This is a genomic window from Pedobacter sp. (assembly GCF_045628745.1).
Taxonomy (GTDB): domain Bacteria; phylum Bacteroidota; class Bacteroidia; order Sphingobacteriales; family Sphingobacteriaceae; genus Pedobacter.
This window is the reverse complement of sequence record NZ_JAZQPU010000090.1, coordinates 1-9,182: the sequence shown is the minus strand read 5'-3', so window position 1 is coordinate 9,182 and position 9,182 is coordinate 1. Positions and strand designations below refer to the sequence as shown.

Annotated in this window: 10 protein-coding genes; 8 read left to right on the top strand and 2 right to left on the bottom strand. The window is 40.3% G+C overall.

The window, feature by feature from the left end; all coding sequences use genetic code 11:
- Positions 1 to 188: 188 nt before the first annotated feature.
- Complete coding sequence (locus ACR2F7_RS03880) at positions 189 to 1,850, bottom strand: glutamine--tRNA ligase/YqeY domain fusion protein (protein ID WP_432712278.1); 1,662 nt, start codon at positions 1,848 to 1,850, stop codon at positions 189 to 191.
- 79 nt (positions 1,851 to 1,929) lie between these two features.
- Between ACR2F7_RS03880 and ACR2F7_RS03875 the strand changes: the two genes are divergently transcribed.
- The 7 genes from ACR2F7_RS03875 to ACR2F7_RS03845 all read left to right on the top strand — a co-directional run bounded on the left by ACR2F7_RS03875 (position 1,930) and on the right by ACR2F7_RS03845 (position 6,849).
- Positions 1,930 to 2,349: a cobalamin B12-binding domain-containing protein gene (locus ACR2F7_RS03875; RefSeq protein ID WP_432712276.1), complete on the top strand. Its 420-nt coding sequence runs from the start codon at positions 1,930 to 1,932 to the stop codon at positions 2,347 to 2,349.
- 3 nt (positions 2,350 to 2,352) lie between these two features.
- Positions 2,353 to 3,135: an enoyl-CoA hydratase/isomerase family protein gene (locus ACR2F7_RS03870; protein ID WP_432712275.1), complete on the top strand. Its 783-nt coding sequence runs from the start codon at positions 2,353 to 2,355 to the stop codon at positions 3,133 to 3,135.
- Between the two features lie 112 nt (positions 3,136 to 3,247).
- Positions 3,248 to 4,636, top strand: coding sequence for a sigma-54-dependent transcriptional regulator (locus ACR2F7_RS03865; protein ID WP_432712274.1), 1,389 nt, complete (start codon positions 3,248 to 3,250; stop codon positions 4,634 to 4,636).
- A 10-nt stretch (positions 4,637 to 4,646) separates the two neighbouring features.
- Positions 4,647 to 5,699 carry an AI-2E family transporter gene (locus ACR2F7_RS03860; protein ID WP_432712273.1) on the top strand — a complete coding sequence of 351 codons (1,053 nt, stop codon included), beginning with the start codon at positions 4,647 to 4,649 and terminating at the stop codon, positions 5,697 to 5,699.
- 60 nt (positions 5,700 to 5,759) lie between these two features.
- Positions 5,760 to 6,023, top strand: a complete 264-nt coding sequence (locus tag ACR2F7_RS03855) for a YtxH domain-containing protein (protein WP_432712272.1) — start codon at positions 5,760 to 5,762, stop codon at positions 6,021 to 6,023.
- Between the two features lie 24 nt (positions 6,024 to 6,047).
- Positions 6,048 to 6,425, top strand: a complete 378-nt coding sequence (locus ACR2F7_RS03850; protein WP_432712271.1) for a phage holin family protein — start codon at positions 6,048 to 6,050, stop codon at positions 6,423 to 6,425.
- Positions 6,409 to 6,849 carry a hypothetical protein gene (locus ACR2F7_RS03845; RefSeq protein ID WP_432712270.1) on the top strand — a complete coding sequence of 147 codons (441 nt, stop codon included), beginning with the start codon at positions 6,409 to 6,411 and terminating at the stop codon, positions 6,847 to 6,849. Before ACR2F7_RS03850 ends, ACR2F7_RS03845 begins: the two co-directional genes overlap by 17 nt.
- A gap of 332 nt (positions 6,850 to 7,181) precedes the next feature.
- Here the strand turns inward: ACR2F7_RS03845 and aspS are convergent, their stop codons facing one another.
- Entirely contained in the window at positions 7,182 to 8,927 is a 1,746-nt protein-coding gene (gene aspS / locus ACR2F7_RS03840; protein ID WP_432712269.1) for an aspartate--tRNA ligase, read from the bottom strand.
- Positions 8,928 to 9,033: 106 nt separating this feature from the next.
- On the opposite strand from aspS, the gene ACR2F7_RS03835 reads away from it, so the two are divergent.
- On the top strand, positions 9,034 to 9,182 hold a 149-nt coding region (locus ACR2F7_RS03835; RefSeq protein WP_432712277.1), incomplete at its 3' end, for a TerC family protein.

Sequence of the window (9,182 nt, the reverse complement as noted above, 5' to 3'; positions counted from 1 at the left end):
TTTAAAAGGCACTATGTACAAACGGATATCACACCGGTACTCACGCCAGCAGATAAATTGATTCTTTATAATATCTATAAAAAATACTTGTAACAAGAGCTAAAAATATTAAACCCGCCTCCTTCATTTAGGTCGGCGGGTTTTTTTAGGCAAAAAAAAAGAGGTCATTTAATTGACCTCTTTAAAATCTATTTCTTTCCCTTTGCCCAGGCATCTTTAAGTCCAACCGTACGGTTAAATATCAGGTGCTCAGGAGTGGAGTCTTTATCTAAACAGTAATAACCTTTACGGATAAACTGATATCTTTCAGTGGCATTTGCATTGGCAAGGTAAGGCTCAATATATGCCGATTTGTTGATCTCTACACTTTCAGGGTTCAGGTAATCTTTAAAATCACCTTCTTCACTGTCAGGAGATTCTACGCTAAACAAGCGATCGTAATTCCTGATTTCAGCAGTCTGAGCATGAGCTTTACTTACCCAGTGAATTGTTCCCTTAACGTTAATACCACTTGTATCTTCACCACTTTTTGAATCTGGCAGGTAAGTACAGTGAATCTCGGTAACATTACCATTTTCATCTTTCACAAAGTCTTCACATTTCACAATGTAAGCATGTTTTAAGCGTACAACAGCACCAGGAGCAAGTCTGAACCATTTCTTTGCTGGCACCTCCATAAAGTCTTCACGCTCTATCCAAAGCTCATTGCTGAAAGGAATTTCTCTTGAGCCACCTTTATCTTCTGCCTCAGGGTTGTTTTCTCCAATGAGAATTTCAGTCTGATCAGCAGGATAATTAGTAATCACCATTTTAATAGGATCAAGAACAGCCATTACCCTGTTGGCAATTTTATTCAGGTGCTCTCTTACACAGAATTCCAAAAGGCTCAACTCAATCAGGTTTTCTCTTTTGGCAATACCAATGCGTTCGCAAAACTCACGGATACTTTCTGGAGTATAACCTCTTCTTCTCAAACCACTGATGGTAGGCATGCGAGGGTCATCCCATGAAGTTACTATGCCTTCGTTCACCAATTGCAGTAATTTACGCTTGCTCATTACCGTGTAGGTAAGGTTTAAGCGGGCAAATTCATATTGTTGTGAAGGATATATTTCTAATTTTTCTATAAACCAATTGTAAAGCTCGCGGTGAGATACATATTCCAGCGTACAGATAGAATGGGTAATATGTTCTATGCTGTCACTTTGGCCATGTGCAAAGTCATACATTGGGTAAATACACCAGGTATTTCCTGTACGGTGATGTTCAGCATGTTTAATGCGGTAAATAATAGGGTCACGCATCAGCATGTTAGGGCTGCTCATGTCAATTTTAGCACGCAAAATGCAGGCACCATCTTCAAACTCGCCATTTTTCATGCGGGTAAACAAGTCAAGGTTTTCTTCCACGCTGCGGGAGCGGTAAGGGCTGTCCTTTCCGGCTTCTGTAGGTGTACCTTTTAACTGTGCAATTTCCTCTGCTGTACCGTTGTCAACATACGCAAGGCCTTTTTCAATCAGCTTTACAGCAAAATTATACAGCTCACCAAAATAATCAGAGGTGTATAATTCATTTTTCCATTCAAAACCAAGCCATTTAATATCTTCCTGCTGACTGTCTACATATTCTGTTTTTTCAGTCACCGGATTGGTATCGTCAAACCTTAAATTGGTATAACCGCCATATTTCTGAGTCAGACCAAAGTTAAGGCATATAGCCTTTGCATGGCCTATGTGTAAATATCCATTGGGTTCAGGGGGAAAACGTGTAATTAATGTTTCGTATTTCCCACTGTTTAAATCGTTTTCAATGATCTCTTCAATAAAGTTCAATGATCTTTCCTCACTCATAAAAGCTGTAAATTTAGTCGTCAAAGTTAACATAAAACCGCTAATTTAATTACTTTTACTGACTTCAATTACCATATATATGAGCAATACATTGAACAGGCCTATACGTGTTTTAGTAGCTAAGGTAGGATTAGATGGTCACGACCGGGGTGCCAAAGTAATTGCCACTTCCTTAAGAGATGCTGGAATGGAGGTTATCTATACCGGCCTGAGGCAAACCCCTGAAATGGTGGTCAATGCTGCCCTGCAGGAAGATGTAGATGCGATAGGAATCTCCATCTTATCTGGTGCACACATGACTGTTTTCCCAAAGATCATTGAAATTATGAAACAAAAGGGACTTGAGAATGTATTGTTAACCGGAGGAGGGATTATTCCGGACGATGATATAGTGAAACTTAAAGATATAGGTGTAGGGGAGTTGTTTGCTCCCGGAACCACCATGGTTTCCATTGTAGACTATATCAGGAATTGGGCCTTTGAACACAGAAACTTTTAATACATGGCATACAAAAATATATTATCAGCAGTAAAAGAAGAGATCCTGCACCTTACCATTAACAGGGAGCAGAAATTAAATGCTTTGAATAAAGAAACGCTGGCAGAACTTGCCGATGCCATCGCTTATGCCAGTACAAGCAGTGAGGTAAGGGGTGTTTTGTTAACCGGGGCAGGCGAAAAGGCCTTTGTTGCTGGTGCAGACATTGCAGAATTCTCCAGCTTTAATGCTGAACAGGGTGCAGAACTGGCCCGCAACGGACAAGCAACTGTTTTTGATGCTATAGAAAACTGCCCTAAACCTGTTATTGCAGCCATCAATGGCTTTGCCCTTGGTGGAGGCTTAGAGTTGGCCATGGCCTGTCATATCCGTATTGCAAGCTCCACTGCCCGTTTAGGTTTACCTGAGGTTTCTCTTGGCTTAATACCTGGTTATGGCGGCACACAAAGATTAACCCGTTTGGTAGGTAAAGGTAATGCGATTGAAATCATTGCCACCGCAGAGATGATTAACGCCGAAAGAGCCCTATCCATAGGCCTTGTTAATCATGTGGTAGAGCCTGATGCTTTAACAACTAAGGCACTTGAAATTTTACAAAAAATAAAATCACGTGCCCCTTTAGCTGTGGCAAGTGCCATTACTGCCGTTAATGCAGCAGAAAAGGGCGGTGTTAATGGTTATTGGGTTGAAATTGAGGAATTTGGGAAGTGCTTTAATACCGCCGATTTCAAAGAAGGTGTAGCCGCCTTTATGGAAAAAAGAAAGCCAGTTTTTACCGGTAAATAAAATTTATATATTTTAATGGGTTTGGTTTGTCTTTTAACCTGTGGAAATTATTTCCCAATGTATTTTTTATATCTTTAACTATTGGTAAAGAATATTCTGTTTTAAGGGCTTTATGAGAAACATACTAATAGTTGATGATGAGCTGAATATAGGCTTGTTATTATCTAAATTTTTAACCCGCAATGGTTTTGAGGTAAGCACCGCCACTTCAGGGAAAAAGGCTATGGAATGCCTGTCAGTAAATTCCTTCGACTTGATTTTATGTGATTACCGCCTGGAAGACACAGACGGCAAGGAAATATTGATCAAGGTTAAAGAACTATATCCGCAGACAGGGGTGATCATCATTACGGGCTATTCAGATATCAGGCTTGCTGTAGAATTGATTAAGCTGGGTGCCTATGATTACATCACTAAGCCGCTTTATCCTGATGAGATCTTAAATACCATCAATAAAGCGATAGAAACCCAACAAGCACTTCTGGAAGCAGTGGGCATCCCCGTGATGGAAGGCAGCCCTAAGCCTGCTCATTTTGATACAGATAATTTCATTATCGGGCAAAGTGAAACGTCAAAAGAATTACTTAAACAGATTACGCTGGTGTCGCCTACCAATTATAGTGTGATTTTAACGGGCGAAAGTGGCACCGGAAAAGAAGCCGTAGCCAAAGCCATCCATATCAGTAGTTTAAGAAAAGACGGGCCATTTGTGGCGATGGACTGTGGTTCTTTAACCAAAGACCTTGCCGGATCAGAATTTTTCGGTCATGAAAAGGGGGCCTTCACTGGTGCCACCTATACAAAAATTGGACACTTTGAAATGGCCAACGGGGGTACCTTATTTTTGGATGAAGTAGCTAATCTTTCTTATGATATTCAGGCTGCACTCTTGCGTATTGTGCAGGAGCGTAAAGTAAAAAGGTTGGGTAGTACCAAAGAAATTGATATTGACGTCCGTATTATCGTTGCCACAAATGAAAACCTGGTTAATGCCATGAGCAACGGCCGTTTCCGCGAAGATCTATACCATCGCTTCAATGAATTCTCAATCAACCTGCCCCCATTAAGGGACCGCGGAAAAGATATTATGGTTTTTGCTAACAGCTTTCTGAAAGCTGCCAACCAGGAGCTGAACAAAAACGTAGCTGCATTTTCTAAAGAAGTCGAAGCCTGTTTTTATACCTATAACTGGCCGGGAAATGTGCGGGAGCTTAAAAATGTGGTCCGTAGGGCTACCTTGCTCACTGAAGGGCAGACCATACCGCTCAAAGCTTTGCCACTAGAAATTTCTACCTATGCTAAAATACCCATTGCTGAAGCTGAGGTACAGAGGCAGCCAAAGCCGGTTGATTTAAAGAATACCGCTTTAGAAGCAGAATATGAGGCCATCATAAAGGTGCTTCGAGAAGTGAACTTTAATAAAACCAAGGCGGCTAAAGTATTGAATATCGACAGGAAAACGTTATACAATAAAATGAAAGCCGTCAATTTAGACTCTTAATTATACCCTCATGTCTTTATTCTCTTACAAACAGCGGAACAACATTATCCTGGTCATTATTGTTGCTTTAGGCTGTGTAATTGCCTTTTCTTTACTGGGCATATTTGGCTCCATATTAAGTACCCTGGTGCTCTATACCATTCTTCGTCCGGGCTACTTGTATTTGGTAGAAGTAAAAAAATGGAACCGTAGGTTGACCGCTGTATTGATACTACTTACCTCTATCATTGTGCTGGTATTGCCGTTTTATGGCTTAAGTAGCATGGTGATCACTAAAATTGATGAGCTGCAAAGCGACCATATTTACTATAAGAATATGCTTTTTAAGCTCAAGCACCTGGTGCCTTTAAATGCCGAGATGCAAAGTTTGCTCGAAGATGGACTTAAAAAAACAGGAACCTGGGCCACAGAATTGTTCCCTTCCTTGATTTCCGGGGCTTTTAATATTATTTTTGGCTTACTGCTCATGTATTTTTTACTCTACTTTATGTTGGTAGAAAATGAAACGTTTGAAAATGCACTGGTTAAATATGCCCCTTTCAGGGAACAAAATGCCAACCGTTTTGCCGAAGAAATGAGAAACACCACCTATGCCAATGTGGTAGGGCAAGGCCTTATTTCCCTGGTGCAAGGTGCCCTGCTGTCGCTTTCCTTCTTTGTCCTTGGCTATAGCGATCCGCTGTTCTGGGGTGTCATTACCGCTTTTATTTCTTTTGTGCCCATACTAGGCCCCCCCATCATCTTTGTGCCCGCTGCACTGCTTCAAATTGCCAATGGAAATAGCTTCGGCGGTTGGGCAATGCTGGTTTTTGGTTTCCTGGTCATTATTAATATTGATAACGTACTGCGTTTTATCATTGCCAAAAAAGTTGGAAATATTCATCCCATAATTACAGTAATTGGCGTAGTTATTGGTATACCTTTATTTGGAATCTTAGGCCTTGTATTTGGACCATTGTTATTATCCTATTTCATTTTATTGATTAAAATATATGAAACAAGTGCAATGGCTTCGGAAAGATTAGAAAGAATTAAAACAATTTCTACCGAGGAGGAGTTTTAAGAATATCAAGGGTTAGTTTCAAAAATCTTTAATCTATAAACTTTATAAAAACTAAATGTTATGAATGATAATTCAAAAGTATTAATTGGGCTATTGGCCGGTTTAGCTGCAGGCGCGGCACTAGGTTTATTATTTGCACCGGAAAAAGGAACTGATACCCGCGATAGGTTAAGTCAGTCTATCAAAGACCTGAGTGACTCTATCAAAGATAAAGCTGCTGATGAAATTAACAACCTTGCAAATTTAAAAGATAAAGTAGTGAGTTCGGTTAAAAGTAAAATTAACCCTGAAGAGCAATATGCAGACGAAACTGAGCATGCTTAATTAACTTCTCAAATCTAAAATACAATGCAGGAAAATAAAGAAAAAAACATTGAAGAAATCATTGCTGACGCAAAAGACTATATAGAAGCACGTATGGAGTATGTACGGCTCTATACAGTAGAAAAGGTATCAAAGCTATTTGCTGACTTGTTAACGAGTGCAACCGTAGTGATTTGCTTTGTGTTGGCTTTTTTATTCGGTTCAGTCACTCTTGCCTTGTTTTTAGGAGACGTTTTAGGTACAGCCACCCGCGGATTTGGTTGCGTGGCGTTGCTCTATTTGTTGATTGCCATCGTGGTTTTTCTGACTAAAGATAAATACATTGAGAAGGCTATCACCAATATGGCCATCAAAAAATATTTTAATAAACTAGCAGACAAGGAAGATGAGCAAAAGATATAATATCCAAAATTTGGAGCAACTCCAGGCACAGCTTTTCATGCTGAAGTCTGGCTATACGGAAAAGGGAAGCCTGTTGACACAGAATGTTAAGCTATATGTAAAGCAATATACCCTTGGCAGTCTGATTAGAAAGTATGCTACACCAAATGCTTTGCTGAAGATTGACGATAAGATGAACATCAGCAGTAAAGTCATGTCATTCGTATTACCTGTAATCATGAACAGCACCTTTTTTAGGGGTTCTGGTTTTATGACCAAGGCTTTGGTAGGGTTGGCAACCAGTAAAATGGGTAAAACGCTAGATGCTGAGCATATTTCTGCTATGTTCAATACGGTGAAAGGCTTGTTTAACAAAGCTAAAAAAACCAGGAAACCTGGATTACAGGTCGACTATGGTATTCCACCTGATAGCGAAACTTTTTAAAGATAAGCAATAAGAGAAAAAACCGCCTTTATCATCATCGATGATAAAGGCGGTTTTTTTTATGCAACATATTTAAGAAACATAGCTGCTTAATTAAAGTCAGCTTATAATTACCTTATCAGTAAGTTATCCTTAAGAGGGCATTGGAAGGGCATTTGTATATCGTTTGATATACGAAGGCCCTATGAAGGCCCTACCAATGCCCTCTGAACGCTATGGTAACTATTAGTTTTAGAATCGACAACGCTCACCTAAAGTTTGATTGTAATTGCAAAAAGAAAGCCGCATCATTTTTACATGATGCGGCCCTTTTAAAGAAATAATATCCAGGTTTAAACCGTCGTTTTTATCTTCAGTTCTTTCAATTGTTTATCGTCAATAGTAGATGGACTATCGATCATCACATCTCTTCCTGAGTTGTTTTTCGGGAAAGCAATGACGTCTCTGATGCTGTCTAAACCAGCGAAAATAGAGCATAAACGGTCAAAACCGAAGGCAATACCGCCATGCGGAGGTGCACCAAATTCAAAGGCATCCATTAAGAAACCAAATTGCTTCTGTGCCTCTTCTTTAGAGAAACCTAAGTGTTTAAACATCAGGGCCTGTAAAGTTCTGTCGTGGATACGGATAGAGCCGCCGCCAATCTCAGTACCATTCACCACCATGTCGTAAGCATTAGCCCTTACGTCGCCCGGATTAGTATCTAACAAAGCGATATCCTCAGGTTTTGGTGAGGTAAAAGGGTGGTGCATGGCATGGTAACGTTCTGTTTCCTCATCCCACTCCAACAGCGGGAAATCAAGTACCCACAGGGCGCTAAACTTGTTTTTATCGCGGAAGCCTAAGCGGTTACCCATTTCAAGGCGAAGCTCACTTAACTGCTTGCGTACTTTATCTGTAGTGCCCGCCATGATCAGCATTAAATCGCCGGGTTTTGAGCCCAGGGCTGCAGACCATTTCGCCAGATCTTCTTCATTGTAAAACTTGTCTACAGATGATTTTAAAGTTCCATCGCCATTATGTCTGCAGTAGATTAAGCCTGTAGCGCCTATTTGCGGGCGTTTAATGAAGTCTGTTAACTCATCTACTTGTTTCCTGGTGTAATGCGCACAGCCCGGCGCATTGATACCGATAACAAGTTCTGCGTTTTCGAATACAGGGAAGTCACGGCCTTTAACAAGCTCGTTCAATTCTACAAACTGCATGTCAAAACGGGTATCTGGTTTATCAGAACCATATAAACGCATGGCATCAGCATATTGCATTCTAGGTACTTCAGGAAGGTCGATGCCTTTGATGTCTTTAAATAAAGTACGGATCAGGCCTTCAAAAGTGTTTAATATATCTTCCTGCTCAATAAAAGACATTTCGCAGTCTATCTGTGTAAATTCAGGTTGCCTGTCAGCACGTAAATCCTCATCTCTGAAACATTTTACGATTTGAAAGTAACGGTCGAAGCCAGAAACCATTAACAGTTGTTTAAAGGTTTGTGGCGACTGTGGTAAGGCGTAAAATTCTCCGGCATTCATTCTGCTGGGCACAACGAAATCTCTTGCACCTTCAGGGGTAGATTTAATTAATACAGGCGTTTCAACTTCAATGAAATCTAAACCATCAAGGTAGCGGCGTTCAGCCTGTGCCATACGGTGGCGCAGTACCATGTTATTCCTAACCGGTGCACGGCGTAAATCAAGGTAACGGTATTTCATGCGTAAGTCATCACCGCCATCAGTATCATCCTCAATTAAAAAAGGAGGTATTTTAGAAGCGTTTAATACTTCCAGCGCAGAAATTTTAATCTCCACATCACCGGTAGCCATTTTCGTATTTTTATTAGAACGCTCAACCACTACACCACTTGCCTTAATGACAAACTCACGGCCAAGTTTACGTGCAGCTTCACATAACTCCTGGTTATCGTCCATATTAAAAACTAACTGCGTAATTCCATAGCGGTCACGAACATCAATAAAAGTCATTCCGCCCAGGTCTCTGGATTTTTGTACCCAGCCGCAGAGAATTACACTCTCTCCCAGATTCTTAATCGTTAAAGCACCGCAAGTTGTTGTTCTTAGCATTTTTGTATTAATTAAGTAGCAAAAATATTGATTTTATTCCCATATCCATGCAAGGCTTGAAAAGTTTGGCGCGCTTTTTATATCTTTAACGTTATATAACAACCATATGATCGAATTATTTAGCAACCCAGCGGCCTGGATATCTTTAGTTACTTTAACCTTACTGGAAATAGTATTGGGTATAGATAACATCATTTTTATCTCTATTTTATCGTCCAAGCTTCCTGCACATCAACAACAGAAAGCAAGAAAACT